23 protein-coding genes are annotated in these 22279 nt (G+C 72.7%); 14 read left to right on the top strand and 9 right to left on the bottom strand.

Annotated features, from left to right (window positions below):
• Positions 1-39 precede the first annotated feature (39 nt).
• Positions 40-843: an HAD-IIA family hydrolase gene (locus tag AC3ANM_RS15620; RefSeq protein WP_488285336.1), complete on the bottom strand. Its 804-nt coding sequence runs from the start codon at positions 841-843 to the stop codon at positions 40-42.
• Positions 844-982: 139 nt separating this feature from the next.
• On the opposite strand from AC3ANM_RS15620, the gene AC3ANM_RS15615 reads away from it, so the two are divergent.
• Together AC3ANM_RS15615 and AC3ANM_RS15610 are read left to right on the top strand one after the other, a co-directional pair.
• On the top strand, positions 983-1525 hold the full coding sequence (locus AC3ANM_RS15615; RefSeq protein ID WP_488285335.1) for a methylated-DNA--[protein]-cysteine S-methyltransferase: 543 nt from the start codon (positions 983-985) through the stop codon (positions 1523-1525).
• Positions 1526-1617: 92 nt separating this feature from the next.
• A complete protein-coding gene (locus tag AC3ANM_RS15610; protein ID WP_488285334.1) occupies positions 1618-2115 on the top strand; it encodes a nitroreductase family protein in 498 nt (165 codons plus the stop codon).
• Between the two features lie 84 nt (positions 2116-2199).
• Here the strand turns inward: AC3ANM_RS15610 and AC3ANM_RS15605 are convergent, their stop codons facing one another.
• Positions 2200-3003, bottom strand: a complete 804-nt coding sequence (locus AC3ANM_RS15605; protein WP_488285333.1) for an exodeoxyribonuclease III — start codon at positions 3001-3003, stop codon at positions 2200-2202.
• Positions 3004-3078: 75 nt separating this feature from the next.
• Here AC3ANM_RS15605 and AC3ANM_RS15600 point away from each other — a divergent pair, with 75 nt between their 5' ends.
• From AC3ANM_RS15600 to AC3ANM_RS15565, 8 genes are all read left to right on the top strand, one after another.
• Positions 3079-4596, top strand: a complete 1518-nt coding sequence (locus tag AC3ANM_RS15600; protein WP_488285332.1) for a S10 family peptidase — start codon at positions 3079-3081, stop codon at positions 4594-4596.
• A 52-nt stretch (positions 4597-4648) separates the two neighbouring features.
• Positions 4649-5110 (top strand): redox-sensitive transcriptional activator SoxR, encoded by a 462-nt coding sequence (soxR, locus tag AC3ANM_RS15595; protein WP_488285331.1) that lies wholly within the window; start codon positions 4649-4651, stop codon positions 5108-5110.
• The gene (locus AC3ANM_RS15590; RefSeq protein ID WP_488285330.1) at positions 5107-6240 is read left to right on the top strand and encodes a C39 family peptidase; all 1134 of its coding nucleotides are present in this window, start codon (positions 5107-5109) and stop codon (positions 6238-6240) included. Before soxR ends, AC3ANM_RS15590 begins: the two co-directional genes overlap by 4 nt.
• Before the next feature lie 162 nt (positions 6241-6402).
• Positions 6403-8628, top strand: a complete 2226-nt coding sequence (locus AC3ANM_RS15585; protein WP_488285329.1) for an NADP-dependent isocitrate dehydrogenase — start codon at positions 6403-6405, stop codon at positions 8626-8628.
• Between the two features lie 294 nt (positions 8629-8922).
• A complete protein-coding gene (aqpZ, locus tag AC3ANM_RS15580) occupies positions 8923-9693 on the top strand; it encodes an aquaporin Z (protein ID WP_488285328.1) in 771 nt (256 codons plus the stop codon).
• A 170-nt stretch (positions 9694-9863) separates the two neighbouring features.
• The gene (locus tag AC3ANM_RS15575; protein ID WP_488285327.1) at positions 9864-10190 is read left to right on the top strand and encodes a hypothetical protein; all 327 of its coding nucleotides are present in this window, start codon (positions 9864-9866) and stop codon (positions 10188-10190) included.
• Between the two features lie 162 nt (positions 10191-10352).
• Complete coding sequence (locus AC3ANM_RS15570) at positions 10353-11342, top strand: malate dehydrogenase (protein ID WP_488285326.1); 990 nt, start codon at positions 10353-10355, stop codon at positions 11340-11342.
• A gap of 165 nt (positions 11343-11507) precedes the next feature.
• Complete coding sequence (locus tag AC3ANM_RS15565) at positions 11508-11867, top strand: hypothetical protein (protein ID WP_488285325.1); 360 nt, start codon at positions 11508-11510, stop codon at positions 11865-11867.
• A 6-nt stretch (positions 11868-11873) separates the two neighbouring features.
• Here AC3ANM_RS15565 and AC3ANM_RS15560 read toward each other — a convergent pair whose 3' ends face one another.
• From AC3ANM_RS15560 to purN, 4 genes are read right to left on the bottom strand one after another with little or no spacing between them, the layout of a single operon-like run.
• Complete coding sequence (locus tag AC3ANM_RS15560; protein ID WP_488285324.1) at positions 11874-12155, bottom strand: DUF3017 domain-containing protein; 282 nt, start codon at positions 12153-12155, stop codon at positions 11874-11876.
• Positions 12152-13021 (bottom strand): bifunctional methylenetetrahydrofolate dehydrogenase/methenyltetrahydrofolate cyclohydrolase, encoded by an 870-nt coding sequence (locus AC3ANM_RS15555; RefSeq protein WP_488285323.1) that lies wholly within the window; start codon positions 13019-13021, stop codon positions 12152-12154. Before AC3ANM_RS15555 ends, AC3ANM_RS15560 begins: the two co-directional genes overlap by 4 nt.
• A gap of 57 nt (positions 13022-13078) precedes the next feature.
• A complete protein-coding gene (gene purH / locus AC3ANM_RS15550) occupies positions 13079-14662 on the bottom strand; it encodes a bifunctional phosphoribosylaminoimidazolecarboxamide formyltransferase/IMP cyclohydrolase (RefSeq protein ID WP_488285322.1) in 1584 nt (527 codons plus the stop codon).
• Positions 14659-15297 (bottom strand): phosphoribosylglycinamide formyltransferase, encoded by a 639-nt coding sequence (gene purN, locus AC3ANM_RS15545; RefSeq protein WP_488285321.1) that lies wholly within the window; start codon positions 15295-15297, stop codon positions 14659-14661. Before purN ends, purH begins: the two co-directional genes overlap by 4 nt.
• A gap of 233 nt (positions 15298-15530) precedes the next feature.
• Between purN and AC3ANM_RS15540 the strand changes: the two genes are divergently transcribed.
• Positions 15531-15938 (top strand): hypothetical protein, encoded by a 408-nt coding sequence (locus AC3ANM_RS15540; RefSeq protein ID WP_488285320.1) that lies wholly within the window; start codon positions 15531-15533, stop codon positions 15936-15938.
• 35 nt (positions 15939-15973) lie between these two features.
• On the opposite strand, the gene AC3ANM_RS15535 is transcribed toward AC3ANM_RS15540, so the two are convergent.
• Complete coding sequence (locus AC3ANM_RS15535) at positions 15974-17239, bottom strand: cell division protein PerM (protein ID WP_488285319.1); 1266 nt, start codon at positions 17237-17239, stop codon at positions 15974-15976.
• A 170-nt stretch (positions 17240-17409) separates the two neighbouring features.
• On the opposite strand from AC3ANM_RS15535, the gene AC3ANM_RS15530 reads away from it, so the two are divergent.
• Both AC3ANM_RS15530 and AC3ANM_RS15525 read left to right on the top strand, forming a co-directional pair.
• On the top strand, positions 17410-17916 hold the full coding sequence (locus AC3ANM_RS15530; protein WP_488285318.1) for a SigE family RNA polymerase sigma factor: 507 nt from the start codon (positions 17410-17412) through the stop codon (positions 17914-17916).
• Positions 17909-19351 (top strand): hypothetical protein, encoded by a 1443-nt coding sequence (locus AC3ANM_RS15525; protein ID WP_488285317.1) that lies wholly within the window; start codon positions 17909-17911, stop codon positions 19349-19351. The genes AC3ANM_RS15530 and AC3ANM_RS15525 overlap by 8 nt, the downstream gene beginning before the upstream one ends.
• A gap of 115 nt (positions 19352-19466) precedes the next feature.
• Here AC3ANM_RS15525 and sucD read toward each other — a convergent pair whose 3' ends face one another.
• Together sucD and sucC are read right to left on the bottom strand one after the other, a co-directional pair.
• Complete coding sequence (sucD, locus tag AC3ANM_RS15520) at positions 19467-20357, bottom strand: succinate--CoA ligase subunit alpha (RefSeq protein ID WP_488285316.1); 891 nt, start codon at positions 20355-20357, stop codon at positions 19467-19469.
• An 18-nt stretch (positions 20358-20375) separates the two neighbouring features.
• Entirely contained in the window at positions 20376-21557 is a 1182-nt protein-coding gene (gene sucC / locus AC3ANM_RS15515; protein WP_488285315.1) for an ADP-forming succinate--CoA ligase subunit beta, read from the bottom strand.
• Between the two features lie 174 nt (positions 21558-21731).
• Between sucC and AC3ANM_RS15510 the strand changes: the two genes are divergently transcribed.
• Positions 21732-22250: a hypothetical protein gene (locus AC3ANM_RS15510; RefSeq protein ID WP_488285314.1), complete on the top strand. Its 519-nt coding sequence runs from the start codon at positions 21732-21734 to the stop codon at positions 22248-22250.
• Positions 22251-22279 lie beyond the last annotated feature (29 nt).

Genomic DNA, 22279 nt, shown 5'->3' with positions numbered 1-22279 from the left:
GGGCCGGCCACCCGGCATACCGGGGTGGTGTCCCGTCGCTCAGGCGGGCGGCGGGGCGAGCTCGTCGATGAGCGGGACGAGGTCGGCGACGGAGTCCACGACCCGCGTAGGGCGGTAGGGGAAGCGCTCGACCTGCTCGGCGCGCGTGGAGCCGGTGAGCACCAGGAGGGTGCGCAGCCCGGCCTCCAGGCCGCTGATCACGTCGGTGTCCATGCGGTCGCCGACCATGACCGTCGTCTCGGAGTGGGCGTCGATCCGGTTGAGCGCACTGCGCATCATCAGCGGGTTGGGCTTGCCGATGAAGTACGGCTCGACGCCCGTGGCGCGGGTGATCAGCGCGGCGACCGACCCGGTGGCCGGCAGCGGGCCCTCGGGGGACGGCCCGCTCGGGTCGGGGTTGGTGGCGATGAAGCGGGCGCCCTTCTCGATGAGGCGGATCGCCTTGGTGATCGCCTCGAAGGAGTAGGTGCGCGTCTCGCCGAGGACGACGTAGTCGGGGTCGCGCTCGGTGAGGACGTAGCCGACCTCGTGCAGGGCGGTCGTCAGGCCTGCCTCGCCGATGACGTAGGCCGAGCCGCCGGAGCGCTGGTTGTCGAGGAACTGCGCCGTCGCCAGCGCCGAGGTCCAGATGGCCGACTCGGGCAGGTCGATGCCGCTGGCCAGCAAACGGGCCCGCAGGTCGCGCGGGGTGAAGATCGAGTTGTTGGTCAGCACGAGGAAGCGCCGGCCGGACTCGATCAGCTTGGTGACGAAGTCCGCGGCGCCGGGGATGGCCCGCTCCTCGTGGACGAGCACGCCGTCCATGTCGGTCAGCCAGCAGTCGATCGGCTTGTGCTCGCTCATGCGCCCATCCTTGCAGTGCCTCGCCCGCCACACGCCGGGTATGCCGCGTGGCCGGCTCGGGCACGACGGCCCGGGCCCGCGCGACGGGGCATACCGGGGTGGTGCGGCACGTGTCCCCGGTGGAGGGGATGCTGGGGGCGTGCAGACCTCGACGGTCCAGTTCACCGTGGCCACACCGCTGCCCTGTGGCCCGGTCGACGTCACCGTGACCGACGTGGGCGTCGCACGGGTGTCCTTCTTCGGCGGGCGCGACCGTGCGGTGACGGCGGACCCGTCCTCGGTCGACGACCCCCGGGTGCGCCGCGTCTGCGTCGCCCTGGCCGACTACTTCGCCGGCCGCGTGCGCTCCCTGGACCTGCCGGTCGACTGGCGCCACACCTCCGGGCCGCAGCAGGTGGTGCTGCGGACCCTGCACGACCGCGTCGGCTACGGGCACACGGTCACCTATGGCGAGCTGGCCCGGCTCAGCGGGGCGTTCGAGGACGACCCGGAGCCGGCGATGGTGCCACGCACGGTCGGCACGATCATGGGCTCCAACCCGGTCCCGCTCGTCGTGCCCTGCCACCGGGTGGTGGCCAGCAACGGCCTGGGCGGGTTCACCGGTGGCCTGGCGATCAAGGAGTGGCTGCTCACCCTTGAAGGCGTCCTCGCCCCCACCCTGGACTGGGCGCCGGCCGACTGACACGATCGCGCAGGCCGGGTGGCCGGTTCGGCAGGTGGTGGCCACCCATGGCACCGGAGGCGCAGGATTACCCCGTGGAGACTTGGGACGCCATGCGATCGCGGCGGAACGTTCGGCAGTTCACGGACCGGCCAGTCCCTGACGAGGCGCTCGACCGGGTTCTCGAGGCAGGGCGACGTGCCCCGTCGGCGGGCAACTGGCAGCCGTGGGACTTCGTGCTCGTCACGGACAGGGCGCAGCTGGTCGAGCTGGCGAAGGTGTGGCAGGGCGCCCGGCATGTCGCCGGGGCGGCGGCCGCGATCGCGATCGTCGCCCCAGAGCCGCAGGACGACCGACAGTCGTCCCTTCTCCAGTACGACCTCGGCCAGGCCACGTATGCGATGACCGTGGCCGCGGCCGACCTGGGCATCGGCACCGGCCATGCTGCGGTGGCCGACCAGGACCAGGCCAGGGCCGTTCTGGGCTTCCCCGACGGGCGGTTCCTGGCCTACGTCCTCTCCGTCGGTTACCCGGCGGACAAGCCGTTGGCCGTCATCGAGCGGCTGAACCGACGCCCCTTCGAGGAGGTCGTGCACCGCGGACGGTGGTGACCCGACCGACGCCGCAAGCAGGGCCGCCGTCGCTCGCTGCCACGAGGGCCGCCAGAGCCGGGGGGGTGCGCGGACCGACTGCGCTCAGAGCTCGTAGTCGGTGACCACGGCAGCGTGGTCGCTCCACCGCTGCGCATACGTGTCGGCCCGGCCGACGAACGTGCGGGTCACCAGGTCGGCCAGCGGCGCCGTCGCGAGCTGGTAGTCGATGCGCCAGCCGGCGTCGTTGTCGAACGCCTTCCCCCGCCAGGACCACCACGTGTAGGGACCGGCCACGTCCCCGGCGGACCGTCGGGTCACGTCGACCCACGTGCCGTCGGTGAGCCACTTGTCGAGGTAGGCCTGCTCGTCGGGCAGGAAGCCCGCCTTGCCGAGGTTGCCCTTCCAGTTCTTCAGGTCCGCCGGGCGGTGGGCGACGTTGACGTCACCGCAGACCACGACGTGTGCCCCCTCGGCCGCGAGCGCCGCCATGCGGGTCGTCATCGCCTCGAGGAAGCGGTACTTCTCCTCCTGGCGCTCGGTCTCCGCCTCGCCGGTGTGGACGTAGACCGAGACCAGCGTGACGGTCCGGCCGCCGACGACGACGTCGGTCTCGACCCAGCGACCGCAGGACCCGAACTCCGCGACCTCCGGCAGCTCGACCTGCACCCGCTCGTGCGGGTCCCGCGTGACCACGGCCACCCCGGCCCGGCCGGCCGTCGCGCAGGCCGCGTGCGCCACGTGCCAGTCGCCGAAGCCGCCGGCCTCGAGCTCACCGGCGAGCTGCTTGTCACTGGCCCGGACCTCCTGGAGGCAGAGCACGTCCGGGGCGGCCTCGTGCAGCCAGGACAGGCCCCCGCGGCGGGCGGCGGCCCGGATGCCGTTGACGTTGGCGGTGATGACACGCATGGGCGACATCATCCCTGCCCGGGCGGGCGCGCGATCACCGGGCGGCGCGACCGGCGCCGGACTAGGGTCGGCCTCGTGCCCGAGGACGACACCACACCGGACCAGCCCACCGACTCCGCGGCGGCCACCGACACCAACGGTGACACCGGGACCATCACCGCGGGCGCGCCGCCGGTCGACGACCTGGTGAGCACCCGGCACACCCTCAGGGTCGGGCGCCGCACGCTGCGCTACACCGCGACCACCGGGCGCGTCGTCCTGCGCGACGAGGTCTACGAGGACGGTGTCTTCAAGGGCTTCAAGCCCAAGGCCGAGGTCTTCCTGACCTCCTACGTCCTCGACGGCGGCGACACGAAGCGTCCGGTGACGTTCGCCTTCAACGGCGGGCCCGGCTCGTCCTCGGTGTGGCTGCACCTGGGCCTGTTCGGCCCACGCCGGGTCGTCATGGGCGACGTCGGCGCCCTGGCACCCCCGCCCTACGCGATGGCCGACAACCCCGAGTCACTCCTCTCGGTCAGCGACCTCGTCTTCATCGACCCCGTCTCCACCGGCTACTCCCGCGCGGTCGAGGGCGGCAAGCCCGGGGAGTACCACGGCTACAGCGGCGACATCGAGTCCGTCGGCGAGCTGATCCGGCTGTGGACCTCGCGCAACAAGCGCTGGATGTCGCCCAAGCTCCTCGCCGGCGAGTCCTACGGAACGCTGCGCGCGGCCGCGCTCGCCGACCACCTGCAGAGCCGCTACGGCATGTACCTCAACGGGATCGTGCTCATCTCCAGCGTCCTCGACCTCGGCTCCATCGGCCTGCACGAGCCGGACGACCGCGCCCACGTCAACTTCCTGCCGACCTACGCCGCCGTCGCGCACTACCACGGCAAGCACGGCCGCAAGAGCCTGAGGACGGTGCTCGCCGAGGCCGAGCAGTATGCCGAGCGCGACTACCCGTGGGTCCTCTCGCGTGGCAACCGGCTCACCGCCGCGCAGCGGCAGGAGGCCGCCGAGACCCTCGCGCGCCTGACCGGGCTCAGCACGGACTACGTCCTGAGGGCCGACCTGCGGCTGGAGCACGTGCGCTTCTTCACCGAGCTGCTGCGGGACGAGGGCAAGGTCGTCGGCCGGCTCGACTCGCGCTTCACCGGGCCGTGGGCCAGCGGGATCGCCGAGCAGCTCGAGGCCGACCCCTCGCACGATGCGATCGCCGGGCCCTACGCCGCGGCGCTCAACCACTACGTGCGTGACGAGCTCGGCTACGAGAACGACCTGCACTACGAGCAGATCGCCAGCAGCGTGCACCCCTGGTCCTACAAGGACTTCGAGGGCAAGGCGGTCGACGTGACGCCGCGCCTGGCCCGGGCGATGCGGGCCAACCCCCACCTGATGGTCCACGTCGCGTACGGCTACCACGACGGGGCCACGCCGTACTACGCCGCACAGGACGTGCTCGCCCACCTGGCGATCCCGGCGGAGCTCCACGCCAACATCGAGCACGCCTTCTACGAGGCCGGGCACATGATGTACGTCCACGAGCCGTCCCGGCTGCAGCAGAGCCGCGACCTCGCCGACTTCGTCCTTCGCGCCTCCCGCCAGGCCTGACCTCCCCAGACGCGTAGGCTGGAGCTCAAGTGAGCTTGAGGTGGGAGGCCGGATGGTCGCGGAGCTGTTGACGATCGGCCAGGTGGCGGCCCGCTCCGGGGTGGCCCCCTCGGCCCTGCGGTACTACGAGTCGCTCGGCCTGATCAGCAGCACGCGCACCGCCGGTGACCGCCGCCGCTTCCGCCGCGCGGTGCTGCGCCGGGTGGCCGTGATCCGCGCCGCGCAGCGGGTCGGGCTGAGCCTGGAGGAGATCGGCGAGGCGTTCTCGATCGTCGACCCCGAGGCCGCGCCCACCAAGGAGCAGTGGGGCCGCATGTCGGCCCGCTGGCGACCGGTGATCGACCAGCGCATCGCCGACCTCGAGCGGGTCCGCGACGACCTCACCAGCTGCATCGGCTGCGGGTGCCTGTCGCTGCAGACCTGCCGCCTGTACAACCCGGACGACGTGCTGTCCGCTGACGGCTCCGGCTCCCGCCGGCTGTTCCCTGACGAGGCCGAGGAGCCCCACGCGTGAAACACGCCGCCTACCACAGCTTCTGCGACACAGAGATCACCTTCGAGGACTTCGACGGGGAGCTCGACCACACCGACCCGTTCAGCGACGAGCCGACCCGCGGCTACCAGTCCGCGACGTGGACCTCGCCGGTGGTGCGCACCTCGTTCACCCTGCGCGAGCTCGTGCCGAGCTGGGACGCCGAGACCCCGGACGGGTCGTGGCTGCAGGTCGAGGCCCGGCTCGACCTCGACGGCGGCATGCAGACCGGGTGGTTCGTCCTCGCCCGGTGGGCCTCCGGCCCCGACGGCCTGCACCGCACCAGCGTGCCCGGCCAGAAGGACGGCCAGGCCGAGGTCCACACCGACACCCTCGTGGCCAGCGAGGCGGTCCGAGCCCACGGCTGGCAGCTGCGCGCCGTCCTCCTGCGCCCGGTGGACAGCGACGCCCGGCCCCTCCTGCGCTCGATCGGCGCCGTCGCCTCGATGCGCCCGCACGGGCCGGTGGAGCCGGCCGACCGCCCCGGCGGGGCGGCCCACGCCCTGGAGGTCCCGGCATACAGCCAGCAGCGGCACCGCGGCGACCACCCGGAGTGGGGCGGCGGCGCCACGTGGTGCTCGGCGACCTCGATGGCCATGGTGCTCGACCACTGGGGCGCCGGGCCGACGCCGGAGGAGCTGGCCTGGGTCGAGGAGGGCAACGCGCGCCCGCAGGTGGTCCACGCGGTGCGGGCCGTGTTCGACCACGCCTACGGGGGCGCCGGCAACTGGTCGTTCAACACCGCGTATGCCGGCCAGCGCGGCCTGCGCGGGTTCGTGACCCGGTTGCGCAGCCTCCACGACGCCGAGCTGTTCACCGCCGCCGGGATCCCGCTGGTGGCGTCGGTCGCCTTCCGGGAGGAGGAGCTCGAGGGCGCCGGCTACGACACCGACGGGCACCTGCTGGTGGTCGTGGGCTTCGACGAGCGCGGCGACGTCGTGGTCAACGACCCGGCCTCCCATGAGCAGCCGGACGACGACGCGGTGCGCACGACCTACGACCGGGCCGGGTTCGAGAGGGTCTGGGGCCGCTCCGGGGGCCTCGTCTACGTCATCCACCCCGAGGACCACCCGCTGCCGGCCCACCCCCGGCCGGACGAGCCTCGATGGTGAGCCGCGAGGGTGAGGCCGGCCACGCCGGGGCCACCCGGGGTTGAGACGCCGTTATCTTGATGTCAAGATATATGTCCGAGAGTGAGGCTCCGGCGTTAGCCTGAACGGCGCCGGCGCACCCTCGAGCGTTGACACGATTCCCCGGGAGAGAGAGCCGCGTTCATGGCCAAGATCATCTACACCCTCACCGACGAGGCGCCCATGCTGGCGACCTACTCGTTCCTGCCGGTCATCGAGGCCTTCGCAGCGACGGCGGGTGTCGACGTCGAGACCCGCGACATCTCGCTGGGCGGCCGGATCATCGCCGCCTTCGACGACCTGCTCCCGAAGGAGCAGCAGGTGGGCGACGCCCTGGCCGAGCTCGGCCAGCTGGCGACCACCCCCGAGGCCAACATCATCAAGCTGCCGAACATCTCGGCGTCGGTGCCCCAGCTCAAGGCGGCCATCGCCGAGCTGCAGGCCCAGGGCTACGCCCTGCCCGACTACCCGGACGAGCCCCGCACCGACGCCGAGCGCGACGCCCGCGCCCGCTACGACAGCGTCAAGGGCAGCGCGGTCAACCCGGTCCTGCGTGAGGGCAACTCCGACCGCCGGGCCCCGCTCGCGGTCAAGAACTACGCCCGCAAGCACCCGCACTCCATGGGCGCGTGGTCGGCCGACTCGAAGACCAACGTCGCGACGATGGGCGCCAACGACTTCCGCTCCAACGAGCAGTCCGTGGTCCTGCCCGCCGCCGACACCCTGACCATCCAGCACGTCGGCGCCTCCGGCACCACGGTGCTCAAGGACGGCCTGAAGGTCCTCGAGGGCGAGGTCGTCGACGCCACCGTGATGCGCGCCGCGGCCCTGGACGCCTTCCTCAAGGAGCAGGTCGCCCGCGCCAAGGCCGAGGACGTCCTGTTCTCCGTGCACCTCAAGGCGACGATGATGAAGGTCTCGGACCCGATCATCTTCGGCCACGTCGTGCGCGCCTTCCTGCCCGAGGTCTTCGAGACCTACGGCGAGCAGCTCAAGGCGGCCGGCCTGAGCCCCAACAACGGCCTCGGCTCGATCCTGGGCGGCCTGGACGCCCTCCCCGAGGACGTCCGCGACGAGGTCCGCGCGGCCATCGAGAAGGGCCTGGCCGACGGCCCGCGCCTGGCGATGGTCAACTCGGACAAGGGCATCACGAACCTGCACGTCCCCAGCGACGTCATCGTCGACGCCTCGATGCCGGCCATGATCCGCACCTCCGGCCACATGTGGGGCCCGGACGGTCAGGAGCACGACACCCTGGCCGTCATCCCGGACAGCTCCTACGCCGGCGTCTACCAGGCCGTCATCGAGGACTGCCGCGCCCACGGCGCGTACGACCCCACGACGATGGGCTCGGTGCCCAACGTCGGCCTCATGGCGCAGAAGGCCGAGGAGTACGGCAGCCACGACAAGACCTTCGAGATCACCGAGGCCGGCCGCGTCGAGGTCGTCAACTCCGCCGGCGAGGTGCTCATGTCGCACGACGTCGAGCCCGGTGACATCTGGCGCGCGTGCCAGACCAAGGACGCCCCGATCCGCGACTGGGTCAAGCTGGCCGTGACCCGCGCCCGCGCCTCGCAGACGCCCGCGGTGTTCTGGCTGGACGAGACCCGCGCGCACGACGCCAACCTCATCGCCAAGGTGCGGGCCTACCTGCCCGAGCACGACACCGAGGGTCTGGACCTCCAGATCCTGTCCCCGGTCGAGGCGGCGAAGTTGTCGGTCGAGCGCATCCGCCGCGGCGAGGACACCATCTCGGTGACCGGCAACGTGCTGCGTGACTACAACACCGACCTGTTCCCGATCCTGGAGCTCGGCACCAGTGCCAAGATGCTCTCCGTCGTGCCGCTCATGAACGGCGGCGGCCTGTTCGAGACCGGCGCCGGCGGCTCGGCCCCCAAGCACGTGCAGCAGCTCGTGGCCGAGAACTACCTGCGCTGGGACAGCCTGGGCGAGTTCCTCGCCCTGGCCGAGAGCCTGCGCCACATGGCCACGACCACGGACAACGCGCGCGCCCTGGTGCTGGCCGACACCCTCGACCGCGCCACCGAGCGGCTGCTCAACGAGAACAAGGGCCCGGCCCGCAAGGTGGGCCAGATCGACAACCGCGGCAGCCACTTCTACCTGGCCCACTTCTGGGCTGACGAGCTGGCCAAGCAGGGTGAGGACACCGATCTGGCCGAGGCGTTCGCCCCGATCGCCCGCTCCCTGGCCGAGAACGAGGAGGCCATCGCCGCCGAGCTGATCGCGGTGCAGGGCCACCCGGCCGACATCGGTGGCTACTTCCGCCCCGACCCGGCCAAGGCCTCCGCCGTGATGCGCCCGTCGGCCACCTTCAACGCGGCCCTGGCAGCCGTCGCCAAGGTCGGCTGACCCGCACCCCACGAGCGCCTGCGGGCGCACCCGTACGGCACCACCCGCGGAGGCGGGCGACCACCGGTCGCCCGCCTCCGCGCATACGGCCCCGGAAACGGGACGCCGGACCGGCGTCGCGACGGTTCGCGCACGGAAAGCCCGGACAAGCCGCGCGACGTCGGTCGAACGTGCCCATGACCCGCACCTGCGCCCTCTGGCCGAGGTGCGCGCGGCAGGCCTGTGCTGGCGTGGACCGGCAGGTTTCCACGCAGCCACGCGGCCACCGGCCGCCGGACCCGGGGAGGGCTCCCCTTGACCACCAACACCCGTCAGCCGCTCACCACCCACAAGCTCGCCGCCGAGTTCCTCGGCACGTTCTGGCTCGTCCTCGGCGGCTGCGGCAGCGCCGTGCTCGCCGCCACCTTCGCCTCGCCCGGCAGGGTGCAGGTGAACATCGGCTTCTTCGGCGTTGCCCTGGCCTTCGGCCTCACCGTGCTGACCATGGCCTACGCGGTCGGCCACATCTCCGGCGCGCACTTCAACCCGGCGGTCACGGTCGGCCTGGCCGTGGCCCGGCGCTTCCCGTGGCGGGACGTGCCGGCGTACGTCGTCACCCAGGTCTTCGCCGGCCTCGTCGCCGGGGGCGTGCTGGTCATCATCGCCAACGGCAAGCCCGGCTTCAGCCGCGTCGGCCACATGGCCGCCAACGGCTACGGCGTGCACTCCCCCGGCGGCTACTCCCTGCTCGCGGCGCTGGTCACCGAGGTGGTGCTCACCGCGTTCTTCCTCTACGTCATCCTCGGCGCCACGGACACCCGTGCCCCGATCGGCTTCGCGCCGCTGGCGATCGGCCTGTCGCTGACCCTGATCCACCTCATCTCGATCCCGGTCACGAACACCTCGGTCAACCCGGCCCGCTCGACCGGCGTGGCGTTCTTCAACGGCAACGGCGCCGTCGGCCAGCTGTGGCTGTTCTGGGTGGCCCCGCTGGTGGGTGCGGCGATCGCCGGAGCGACCTACGCGGTGCTCACCGGCGTGCACCGCGAGGAGATCGAGGTCACCGGCCTGCCCCACCCCGCCTGACCAGCGCCGGTATGCCGCCCCTCACCTCACGGGGCGTCCGCGCCGCGGGCTGAACCTCAGGCGGTGATCATCCCGCACAGTGGTCTGCAACAGCGGACGTCTGCGGTTCGGAGCTGGACGGCCGCACATCCGCCGACCGGTCGACGGTGACCAAAGAGCGCGGAGGCCCGATGAGCCGCCGTAGGGAAGACATCCCCCATGTCGAGCCGCCGGCCTTCCGGATGGACGCAAGCATCGTTCGAGCGCTCTTGATCCTCTTCTTCGGGGGTCTGGCCTGGCTCGCGTGGGCAGGGTCGCACTCCCACCCCGACGACCTCCACGACGTACGCTTCCTGGAGTCGGACCTCAAGAGCCTCCGCGGGGCCCAGGACGTGACCTGCGCGCACAAGTACGGCAACGACTACGCCTGTGTGGTCACCGACGGCCTCGGCAGGACAACTGCACTCGTGGTCACCGTGTCCGACGACGGCCAGGGCTACGTCACCGCGGGAGGCTGAGGACGGTCTGCGGTCCTGTGGGCCGCGGCCCGGCCGCGCGAGGCGACCACCCGACATACCGGGTCTGGTGCGTCACAGCGCGCAACCAGCGGTCCGACACGCCGCTGAGCACTGCTAACGTCGCCACGTATCCTCACCCGCGAGCCTGGAGGGCCTCTCCCCGTGAGCACTACCCCCGTCAAGGTCGCCGTCACCGGCGCCGCCGGCCAGATCGGCTACAGCCTGCTCTTCCGCATCGCCAGCGGTGCCCTGTTCGGCCCGGACACCCCGGTCGAGCTGCGGCTGCTGGAGATCACCCCCGCGCTGAAGGCCCTCGAGGGCGTCGTCATGGAGCTCGAGGACTGCGCGTTCCCGACCCTGGCCGGCGTCGAGATCGGCGACGACGCCACCCACATCTTCAACGGCGCCAACCTGGCGCTGCTCGTCGGCGCCCGCCCGCGCACCAAGGGCATGGAGCGCGGCGACCTGCTCGAGGCCAACGGCGCGATCTTCACCGCGCAGGGCAAGGCCCTGAACGAGGTCGCGGCCGACGACATCCGCATCGGCGTGACCGGCAACCCGGCCAACACCAATGCCCTCATCGCGATGCACAACGCGCCCGACATCCCGCAGGAGCGCTTCTCCGCGCTGACCCGCCTGGACCACAACCGGGCGCTCTCGCAGCTGGCCAAGAAGGCCGGCGTGACCGTCAGCGAGATCAAGAAGATGACGATCTGGGGCAACCACTCGGCCACCCAGTACTCCGACATCTTCCACGCGGAGATCAACGGCAAGAACGCCGCCGAGGTCGTGAACGACCAGGCGTGGATCGAGAACGACTTCATCCCGACCGTCGCCAAGCGCGGCGCCGCGATCATCGAGGCCCGGGGCTCCTCCTCGGCCGCCTCCGCAGCCTCGGCCACCATCGACGCCGCCCGCGACTGGATCACCGGCAGCCCCGAGGGCAGCTGGGTCTCGATGGCCGTGCGCTCCACCGGCGAGTACGGCGTGCCCGAGGGCCTGATCTACTCCTACCCCGTCGTCACCAAGGGCGGCGACTGGGAGATCGTCCAGGGCCTGGAGATCGACGAGTTCTCGCGCGCCAAGATGGACGCCACCGCCGCCGAGCTCATCGAGGAGCGCGACGCGGTCAAGGCGCTCGGCCTCATCTGAGCCGACCCCCGCTGACGCCGCTGCCCCCTCCGCACCGCGGAGGGGGCAGTGTCGTGTCCGGCCCCGGTATGCCGGGTGCTCACCCGCCGCGGCACGTCTCCCGGGCCGGGGCGGCCCCACCCCGGGGTCGGCGGCCGCCCAGGACGGTCACGTAGCCTCGGGGCGATGAGCCCCTCCGAGCGCATTGACGAGCCGAACACGATCTTCCGGGAGAAGCTGGGCGCCGTGGCGCCCGAGGCGCAGATCGACAACTGGAGCAGCATCATCAGGCTGACCTCCTGGTCGGGGCACCGCCTGGAGCCGGGGGTCGTCGTGCACCTCGACCGCGGCGCCCTCGCCGGGGCCGTGTGGGCGCGCGAGGCGGTCGCCCAGCCGATGTGGCCGCAGGCCAAGCCCACGGAGGCCGGGGTCAACCTGCTGCTCGAGCAGATCGCCGAGGCCGTCGGGTCGGCCACGGACACCCGGCGGCACGTGCACGTCTCGCCCGACGAGGTGGTCCTCACGTCGCGGGCGTCGCGCCCGTGAGGCGGCTCAGCGGGGGGTGAGGTCCAGGGTCGCGACGATCGCGGTCAGCGCCAGGCCGAGCCCGAAGTAGGTGGCCGCGTCGACGACGCGCGAGCGCACGGCCAGGCCGCCCGCCCGGGAGGCGGGCAGCACCAGCCGCAGGATGCCGGCCACCATCAGCGTCCCGGCGAACACGAAGCCGCCGCTGCGCACGTGGCCGAGCACCATCACGAGGAGCCCGGCTGCGAGGCCGAGCGCCACCACCCACCAGACGCCCAGGCGCGGCGGGACCCAGGTCAGCCGCTTCATCCGGCAGCGGCCGCCTGCCGTTCGGCGGCCTCGACGACGTTGGTCAGCAGGCATGCTCGCGTCATCGGGCCGACTCCGCCGGGGTTGGGCGTGAGCCAACCGGCCACCTCGGCCACGCCGGGGTCGATGTCGCCGGCGACGCGGGACTTGCCGTCCGGGCCGGGGACCCGGCTGACCCCCACGTCGAGGACGGCGGCCCCCGGCTTGACCATGTCGGCGGTGACGATGCCCGGCACCCCGGCCGCCGCGACGACGATGTCGGCCTGCCGGACGTGCGAGGCCAGGTCGCGGGTGCCGGTGTGGCACAGCGTGACGGTGGCGTTCTCGCTGCGGCGGGTGAGCATCAGCCCCAGCGGGCGGCCGACGGTCAGCCCGCGGCCGATGACGCACACCTCGGCGCCGGCGATCGGCACGTCGTAGCGGCGCAGCAGCTCGATCACCCCGCTCGGCGTGGCCGGCAGCGGCGCCGGACGGCCGAGGACCAGCCAGCCGAGGTTCATCGGGTGCAGGCCGTCGACGTCCTTGAGCGGGTCGACCCGCGACAGGATCGCGAACTCGTCCAGCCCGGTGGGCTGCTGCACGAGGAAGCCGGTGCAGGCCGGGTCGGCGTTGAGCTCGTCGACGACCGCCTCGACCTGGGCCTGGGTGGACCCCGCCGGCAGCTCGCGCTGGAGGCTGGCGATGCCGACCTCGGCACAGTCCCTGTGCTTGGCGCCGACGTACCAGCGGCTGGCCGGGTCGTCCCCGACCAGGACCGTGCCCAGCCCCGGCACGACGCCCTGCTCGCGCAGCGCGGCGATGCGGGCCTTCAGCTCGCCCTTGATCGTGGCCAGGGTGGCCTTGCCGTCCATGACGATCGCGGTCATCGGTGGTCCTTCCGGGGACTCGGGTGGGGCAGGGGGTCGGTCACGCGTCGGTCCCGCTCAGTGGGCGAAGTGGCGGGTGCCCGTGAAGTACATCGTCACCCCGGCCGCCTGGGCGGCCTCGATGACCTCGGCGTCGCGCATCGAGCCACCGGGGGCCACCACGGCGCGGACGCCGGCGTCGAGCAGCACCTGGAGGCCGTCGGCGAAGGGGAAGAACGCGTCCGAGGCGGCGACCGCACCACGGGCCCGCTCCTCGCCGGCGCGGCTTACGGCCAGGCGCGAGGAGTCGACCCGGTTGACCTGGCCCATGCCGATGCCGACGGTGGCGCCCTCGTCGGCCAGCAGGATCGCGTTGGACTTCACCGCGCGGATGGCGCGCCAGGCGAACTCGAGGTCGCTCAGCGTCGCCTCGTCGGCGGCCTCGCCGGCCACCAGGCGCCAGCGGGAGGCCGCGTCGCCGCCGTCCTCGACCTCGGCATCGAGGGCGTCGCGGGACTGCAGCAGCAGGCCGCCGGAGATCGGCCGCAGCTCGACCCCGCCCCGCGAGGGCGCGGCGGCCTTGAGCAGGCGGATGTTCTTCTTCGCCGTCAGGATCTCGAGCGCCTCCGGCTCGAAGTCCGGCGCGACGACGACCTCGGTGAAGACGTCGGCGACCTGCCGGGCCATCTCGGCGGTGACCGTGCCGTTGGCCGCGATCACGCCTCCGAACGCGGAGACGCTGTCGCACGCGTGCGCGCGGCGGTGCGCCTCGGCGTGGTCGGCACCGACCGCGATACCGCACGGGTTGGCGTGCTTGATGATGGCGACGGTGGGCGCGTCGTGGTCGTAGGCCGCGCGTCGGGCCGCGTCGGCGTCGACGTAGTTGTTGTAGGACATCTCCTTGCCGTGCAGCTGCTCGGCCTGGGCCAGCCCCGGCTCGGGCTGGAAACCATTGGTGTACAACGCCGCCCGCTGGTGCGGGTTCTCGCCGTAGCGCAGCACGTGCTGCTTGTCCCACGTCGCGCCCATCCACGCCGGGAAGCCGGTGCCGTCGGAGCTGTCGGTGACGACGTTGCCCATCCACGACGCGACGGCCACGTCATAGGTCGCGGTGTGCACGAAGGCCTGGGCGGCCAGGGTCTTGCGCTGCTCGAGGGTGAAGCCGCCGCCGCGGGCGGCCACGAGCACCGAGCCGTAGAGGCCGGGGTCTGTCACGATCGCCACGCTGGCGTGGTTCTTGGCCGCCGCGCGCACCATGGAGGGCCCGCCGATGTCGATCTGCTCGATGCACTCCCCCGGGGAGGCACCCGAGGCGACCGTGTCGGTGAACGGGTAGAGGTTGGTCACGACCAGGTCGAACGGCTCGACCCCGAGGTCGGCCAGCTGCGCGACGTGGTCGGGGTTGCCCATGTCCGCCAGGATCCCCGCGTGCACACGCGGGTGCAGCGTCTTGACCCGGCCGTCGAGGCACTCGGGGAAGCCGGTCAGCTCCTCCACCCGCGTCACCGGCACCCCGGCGTCGGCGATCCGCGCGGCCGTCGAGCCGGTGGAGACGAGGGAGACCCCGGCGTCGTGCAGGCCACGCGCCAGATCCTCCAGCCCGCTCTTGTCGTAGACGGAGATGAGGGCTCGGGTGATCGGACGCTGACCTGTGGTGCTCACGCCAGGGTGACCTTTCGTTCGTGGATGGAGAACCCGTCGCGGACCATGCGGCCCACGGTCTCGACGAGCAGGGACCGCTCGACAGCCTTGATGCGCTCGTGCAGGGACTCGACGGTGTCGTCGTCCTCGACCCCGACCACGACCTGGTCGATGATCGGGCCGGTGTCGACGCCGGAGTCCACGACGTGGCAGGTGCAGCCGGTGACCTTCACGCCGTAGGCGAGCGCGTCCCGCACCCCGTGCGCGCCGGGGAACGCCGGCAGCAGGGCGGGGTGGGTGTTGATCGTGGTGAAGCCGGAGCCGAGGAACGTCGGACCGAGGATCTTCATGAAGCCGGCCGAGACGACGAGCAGCGGCCGGTATGCCGTGACCTCGGCTGCCAGCGCGGCATCCCACTCCTCGCGGCTGGCGTGGTCCTCGACCCGGCAGACGAAGGTGGGGATGCCCGCGCGCTGCGCGCGCGCCAGGCCCTCGATGCCGTCCCGGTCGGCGCCCACGGCGGCGATCCGCACGCCGTAGAGGGGCTCGGCCGCGATGGCGTCGATCAGCGCCTGCAGGTTGGTGCCCGAGCCGGAGACGAGGACGACGATGTCGCGGGGCTCGGGCACGACACCGAGGTCCGGCAGGCTCGTCACGTGCACAGACGATATCCGACGCCCCCGGTGGCCCCGGAGGCCGTCCGCGGATCGGGAGGGCGAGCGGCCACGGGAGCCGCCGGCAGGTGGCCCCGCCCCGGACAGGACCGGCCCGCCGGCACCGCTCCATCGCAACACGCTGCGCCAGCACGGGACGAGGGTCCTGTGCACGAACCGGGCCTCGCTGGGAGACGATGGGGACGCACCCGCCCCACCCGACCCAGGAGAACCCCGTGCCGTCCACCCGCCCCGAGCGGATCCTCGTCCCCGGCGCCCGGCATGCCCGCCGCGCCGGTCTGCTGATGCTGCTCGGCGCCCTGGCCGCCGGGGTGCCGCTGCCGTGGACGGCGCTGGCCCTCCTCCCGCTCGGGATGGCGCTGGTGGAGTCGGTCCGCGGGCTCCGGGCGATGAGGGGTGGACGGGCTCCGGCGCGCGTCGTCACCTGGACCGCGATGGGGCTGGCCCTGACGGTGGCCATGACGGTGCTGGCGGTCCTGCCCTTCGCCTTCTACGACACCTCGAAGAGCTACCAGGACTGCATCGTCGGTGCGAACACGTCCACGGCGGCGGCCCAGTGCCGCACCGACCTCTACGCCGGGCTCAACGGCGTGCTCACCGGCTGGGGCGTCAGTCGGCCCTGACCCGTTCGGGCGACGTCGGGCGACGCCGCGGGCGGTCAGCGCCGGACGCGCCAGCCGTGGGCGCGCCACTGCGAGACGCCGACGACCAGCGCGGCCCCGACGAGCAGCTCCCCGAGCAGCGCCAGTCCGGCCAGCACCGGGTCGGCCCCGACGAAGCCGAGCTGGCCCGCGCCGAGCGCGCCGTCGGCCAGCCACGTCGCCGCGGCGAGCAGCAGCGAGCAGATCAGGCAGGCGGCCGCGGCCACCTTGGCCTTGGCCTGCCAGGACGCCAGCCGGGTCACCTGGCGGATGCTGCGCCCGGCCACGAGGCCTCCGACGAGCATCGGGCCGAGCACCGCGAGGCGCAGCATGCCGGGCATCTGGCCGGGGTCGGGCAGCGCACCCAGCACCGGCACCAGCGGCAGCAGGCCGGGGTCGGAGTGCGTCCACGTGACCGCAGACCCCTCGGCGACGGCGAAGCCGGGCCCGGCCATCCAGGACAGGGCCCACAGCGCGAGGTTCGGCAGGGCCATCAGCTGCGCGAGGCTGAGCACCGTGCTGCCGACCACCCCCGGCTGCAGCGCCGAGTAGAGCTGGCCGACGCGGTGGGCATGCACCCCGACGACCGCCAGGACCAGGGCGGCGCCGAGCAGGACCGCACACACCGCGCCCCACACGGCCGGTCGCAGGGCCTTGCGGACGAAGACGGGCAGCACCGCGCGCAGCCGGTCGGCCAGGTCCGGGGCCACGCCGGCCACCTCGCCGCGGAACTCGACGACGACGGCGAGCACCCACGTGGCCAGGGCCAGCGCCAGGGTGCTCAGCAGCGCCTCGACGGCGCTGGTGTGCAGCGGCGCGGCACCGGCGGTGAGGGAGACGACGAGCCCGCACACGGCATACGCACCGGCGAAGCCCAGGCCCACGTCGGCGACGTCCTTGCGCAGCGCACCCCAGCTCAGGAAGCGCGCGGGCCGGACGTCCTCCAAGCCCGAGAGCACGCGGCGGCACGCGACCACCCCGATGCCCACGGGCACCACGGTCAGCCCCAGCGGGACGAGGGAGATGCGGGCGGCGCCGGCCGCGAGGTCGACGCCGTGGGCGAGCAGCCACACGTGCGAGCCGATGCCGAACGCGGTGGTCCACGGCACGCTGCTCTGCGGGCTGGCCACCCACACCAGCAGGCTCGGCAGGCACATGGTGAGCAGCCCGAGAACGGCGGCCGAGATCCCCGCACCGGCGGCCCGGGCCCGCAGGCCCCATCGCCCCCGCCCTGCGGTCGCGGGGCGGGCACTGGTCTGGCGGGGGCGCTCGAGCACACTCATGGCGCCTCCCATGGTCCCGGCTCGGCCCGGGCACGGCGGCGACGGCGCGCCGCGACCGCGCCGGTTTCACAGGATTTCCCTGTGATCCCGGCAACCTTCACGGGGCGGCCCGCGTCTGCTCCCCCGACGGCCCACCGGGCCGGGGGTGGCTCGGGGGCACAGGAGGTGTGATGAAGGGCAGCGCCGGCGACAGCGAGCGCGAGTTCGACGAGTTCTACCGACGGGGCGTCCGGTCGGTGATCCACGTCGTCTACGTCTCGACCGGCGACCTGACACTGGCGCAGGACTGCACCCAGGAGGCGTTCAGCCGGGCCTGGCAGCGCTGGGACAAGGTGCAGTCGTATGACGACCCGATGGCCTGGGTGCGCACGGTCGCCCGCCGTCTGGCCATCTCCGCGTGGCGCAAGAGCAGCGGGCAGGACCGGGCCTACGTGCGCCACGGCGCGACGGAGAGCACGGAGGGACCCAGCGAGGACCGCGTGGCGGTCCTCGCGGCCCTGCGCGAGCTGCCCGGGCCGGTCCGTGAGGCCGTGGCGCTGCACTACCTGGCGGATCTGTCCATCGACCAGATCGCCCACGAGACCAACACCCCCGCAGGCACCATCAAGGCGCGCCTGCACCGCGGCCGGGGCCTGCTCGCAGCGGCCCTGCGTTCAGAGGAGCACCACCATGGCTGAGCTGGGTCAGGACCGTTGGTCCGCAGCCGACGACGCGGTCGTGCGGGGGGCACTGGCCACCCTGCGCCGCGATGTGGAGACGCTGGAGCTGGCCGACGTCCGCTTCGTCAAGGCCCGCGGGTCCGCCCGTCGGCGCCGCACGGTGCTCACCGCGACCGCGGCCGCTGCCGCGGCGGTGCTCGTCCTGGGCTACGTCGGCTTCAGCGGGGTGGGGCGCACCGCGTCCCTGCAGCCCGCCGGGCACAGCCGCAGCACGACCTCGACCGCCTCGACCGGCCCCTCGACCCCGTCGGCCTCCGCCACGCAGGACCCGGGCCTGCCGTTGCCGGTGGCCGGCGAGCTCCCGGTCTCGGCCGAGTGGCAGCGGGCCCTGGGGATCACCGAGACCGTGGTCGTGAGCGACTTCAAGGAGTCCGGCGGCGGGGCGGTGCCGGACTGCGCGAACGTGGGGGAGCCCGGCACGCGGTCCCGCGCCCAGGAGGTCGTGGCCGAGTCGGCCGGCCTCCAGGGCGACCAGCGGGTCTACGACAACGCCTCGGCCGCCGCGGGTGACCGGCAGGCGGACGAGCTGGTGAGCCAGCTGCTGGCCTGCTCCAGCGGCGGGGCGCCGGTGAAGCCGCCGAAGGTCTCGATCGTGGCCGACTCCGCCTGGCCCAAGGTGTTCAGCGCCGTCGGCCCGGCGAGCACCGCCTGGTACGTCGTCACCCATGCCGGCGGCAAGGTCGGCCTGATCTCGGTCATCGAGCCCGGCGAGGGCGGAAAGCACCGGTGGACCACGACGCAGGTGCAGGACATCGCCTCGGTCGCCCAGCGCCGGCTGGTCGGCGGCGTCGGCGCCTCGCCCGCGACGACCGGTGGCTCCGGCTCCGCCCCGGTCGCCCGCAACGAGTCCATGCCCGTCGCCGGGACGCGGCCGCTGCTGTCCTCCAGCCTGTTCGTCGCGGCCTCACAGTGGTCCTCGGCCGCGATCTCCCAGGGGCACGGCACCCACGCGGTGACCACGGACTGGGAGGGCGGGGCGGCCATCCACGAGTGCGACCTCGACACCGGCATGGACACGACCACCACCGCCGGCCGGTTCGGCATCGTCTCGGTGGCCGACCAGGTCAACGGCACGTTCCTGGGCAAGCAGAGGGTCCGGCTCATGGACGGCCCCGACCGGGCGCGCGCCGAGGCGGCCCGGCTCGGGGCGGGCGTGGACGCCTGCGCCCGTCGGCAGACAGGGATCACGGTCCAGACCAACGCCGCCCACCCCTCGATCTGGCGGGTCGAGGTCACCTACCCGGGCGCCAGGCCGGTGACCACGTGGCTCGCGGTCACCACGATGGAGGGCACCCCCGAGGAGGTCACCATGATCTACGTCCGCACCCCGATGGCCGACGCCGACGGCTGGGCCCAGATGGACCGCCTCGTCACCCTCGCCCGCCAGAAGTAGCCCGCCGGTCGGTCCGGTCTGCGGACGACGAACGGGCCGGCCACCTCGGTGAGGCGACCGGCCCGTTCGCGGTGCGGACCCGGCATACCGGGCCCGACCAGGGGTGCTGCTGGGCTCAGCCCATGTTCTTCATGATCTCCCGCATGAGCTCCGCGGTCTCGGACGGCGTCTTGCCGACCCGGACACCGGCGGCCTCGAGGGCCTCCTTCTTCGCGGCAGCCGTGCCCGAGGAGCCGGAGACGATGGCGCCGGCGTGGCCCATGGTCTTGCCCTCGGGGGCGGTGAAGCCGGCCACGTAGCCGACGACCGGCTTGGTGACGTGCTCCTTGATGTAGGCCGCCGCGCGCTCCTCGGCGTCGCCGCCGATCTCGCCGATCATCACGATCGCGTCGGTCTCGGGGTCCGCCTCGAACGCCTCGAGGGCGTCGATGTGGGTGGTGCCGATGATCGGGTCACCGCCGATGCCGACCGCGGAGGAGAAGCCGTACTCCCGCAGCTCGTACATCATCTGGTAGGTCAGCGTGCCCGACTTGGAGACCAGGCCGATGCGGCCGCCGCCGGAGATGTCGGCGGGGATGATGCCCGCGTTGGACTTGCCGGGGCTGATCAGGCCGGGGCAGTTGGGCCCGATGATGCGGGTGGTGCCGGCCTGCTGGGCGTAGGTGAAGAACTCCGCGGTGTCCTTGACCGGCACGCCCTCGGTGATGACCACGGCCAGCGGCATCTTGGCGTCGACCGCCTCGATGACGGCAGCCTTGGTGAAGGCGGCGGGGACGAAGATGACCGACACGTTGGCGCCGGTGGCCTCGATGGCCTCGGCGACGGACCCGAACACCGGCACTGTGGTGCCGCCGTCGAACTCGACGGTCTCGCCGGCCTTGCGGGGGTTCACGCCACCGACGATGTTGGTGCCCGAGGTCAGCATGCGCTGGGTGTGCTTGCGACCCTCGGAGCCGGTCATGCCCTGGACGATGACCTTGCTGTTGTCATCCAAGAAGATTGCCATTGCGAGTTTCCCGTTCCCTCAGTTGGCCGCGGCGAGCTCGGCAGCCTTGCGGGCCGCGCCGTCCATGGTGTCCTCGATGCTGACGAGGGGGTGGTTGGCCTCGGCGAGGATCCGACGGCCCTCCTCGACGTTGTTGCCGTCGAGACGCACGACCAGCGGCTTGGTGGCCTCGTCGCCGAGGGTCTTCAGCGCGCCGACGATGCCGTTGGCGACCGCGTCACAGGCGGTGATGCCGCCGAAGACGTTGACGAAGACGCTCTTGACCTGCGGGTCGCCGAGGATGATGTGCAGGCCGTTGGCCATGACCTCGGCCGAGGCGCCGCCGCCGATGTCGAGGAAGTTGGCCGGCTTGGGCGAGCCCGCGAACTCCTCACCGGCGTAGGCGACGACGTCCAGGGTCGACATGACCAGGCCGGCGCCGTTGCCGATGATGCCGACGGAACCGTCGAGCTTGACGTAGTTGAGGCCCTTCTCCTTGGCCGCCGCCTCCAGCGGGTCGGCCGAGGCCTTGTCCTCGAGCGCCTCGTGGGCGGGGTGACGGAAGTCGGCGTTGCCGTCCAGGGTCACCTTGCCGTCGAGGGCGACGATCGAGCCGTCCGCGGTCTTGACCAGCGGGTTGACCTCGACCAGCGTGGCGTCCTCCTCGCGGTAGACGTCCCACAGCTTCTGGATGACGCGGGCGATCTCGTCCTTGACGTCGGCGTCGAAGCCGGCAGCGTCGACGATCTCGGCGGCCTTGGCGGCGTCGATGCCGACGATCGGGTCGACGGCGACCCGGGCGAGGGCCTCGGGGCGCTCGACGGCGAGCTGCTCGATCTCCATGCCGCCCTCCTTGCTGGCCATCGCCAGGTAGGAGCGGTTGGCGCGGTCGAGCAGGACGGAGAAGTAGTACTCCTCGGCGATCTGCGCACCCTGGGCGATCATCACCTTGTGGACCGTGTGGCCCTTGATGTCCATGCCGAGGATCTGCTCGGCGGCAGCGGCCGCCTCGTCGACGCTCTTGGCGACCTTCACGCCGCCGGCCTTGCCGCGGCCACCGGTCTTGACCTGCGCCTTGACCACGACCACGCCGCCACTCCTGGCACCGATGGTCTCCGCGGCCGCGCGGGCTTCCTCAACAGTCTCGGCGACGGCGCCGTCCAGCACCGGTACACCGTGCGCCTCGAACACGTCGCGCGCTTGGTACTCGAAAAGATCCACGACTGAATCCATCCTCGTCATCGAAGGGATTGTCCGAGCGGAGCCTAGTCCCCGCCGGAGGCCGTTCCGGACCGTGGGTGGGCCCCTCAGCGGGCGATGGGAGCAATCTCACCTGCACGGACGCCCTCCGGCGCCCCAGAGGCGCCGGACGCCACCGCTGGGCATGATGAGGCGGTGGCCCCCCTCCCGCGCACCGCCCTGCTCCCTGTCGGCACCCTGACCGCGGTGCTCCTGCTGGCCGCCTGCGGCTCCTCCAGCGGCTCCTCCGGCTCCTCCCCGTCCACGAGCGGCGGGGGCCCGACCTCCTCCCCCGGCGGCGCGGGCGGCTCCCTCGCCGCGCCGCTGACCGTGACCCGCTCCGGCGGCGTCGCCGGCTTCCGGGACCGCCTCGTGATCGGCACCGACGGCATCGCCGCGGTGAGCCGCCACGGCGAGCCCACCGGGCGCTGCCGGGTGCAGGCCGCCCTGATGGGCCGCATCGCCAGCGCGGCGCGGGCCGTGGACTGGGCCTCCCTGCCGGTCCCGACGACGACACCACGGCACCCCGACGACCTGGTGGTCGTGGTCTCCTCGGGCACGGCGGGCGCCCGGCTGGAGGACCCGGCCGTGAAGGACCTGGCCCAGCCGCTGACCGACCTGCTCAACGACGCGACCGCTCCGGGGGGCCGGCGCACCCTGTGCCTGCCCGCCTGAGGCGGGTACCCGGCATACCCGTGCCGTAT

The organism is Oryzihumus sp. JJN4-3R, from assembly GCF_057747915.1.
The sequence above is the reverse complement of the archived record's forward strand: the minus strand, read 5'-3'. Positions and strand labels throughout refer to the sequence as shown.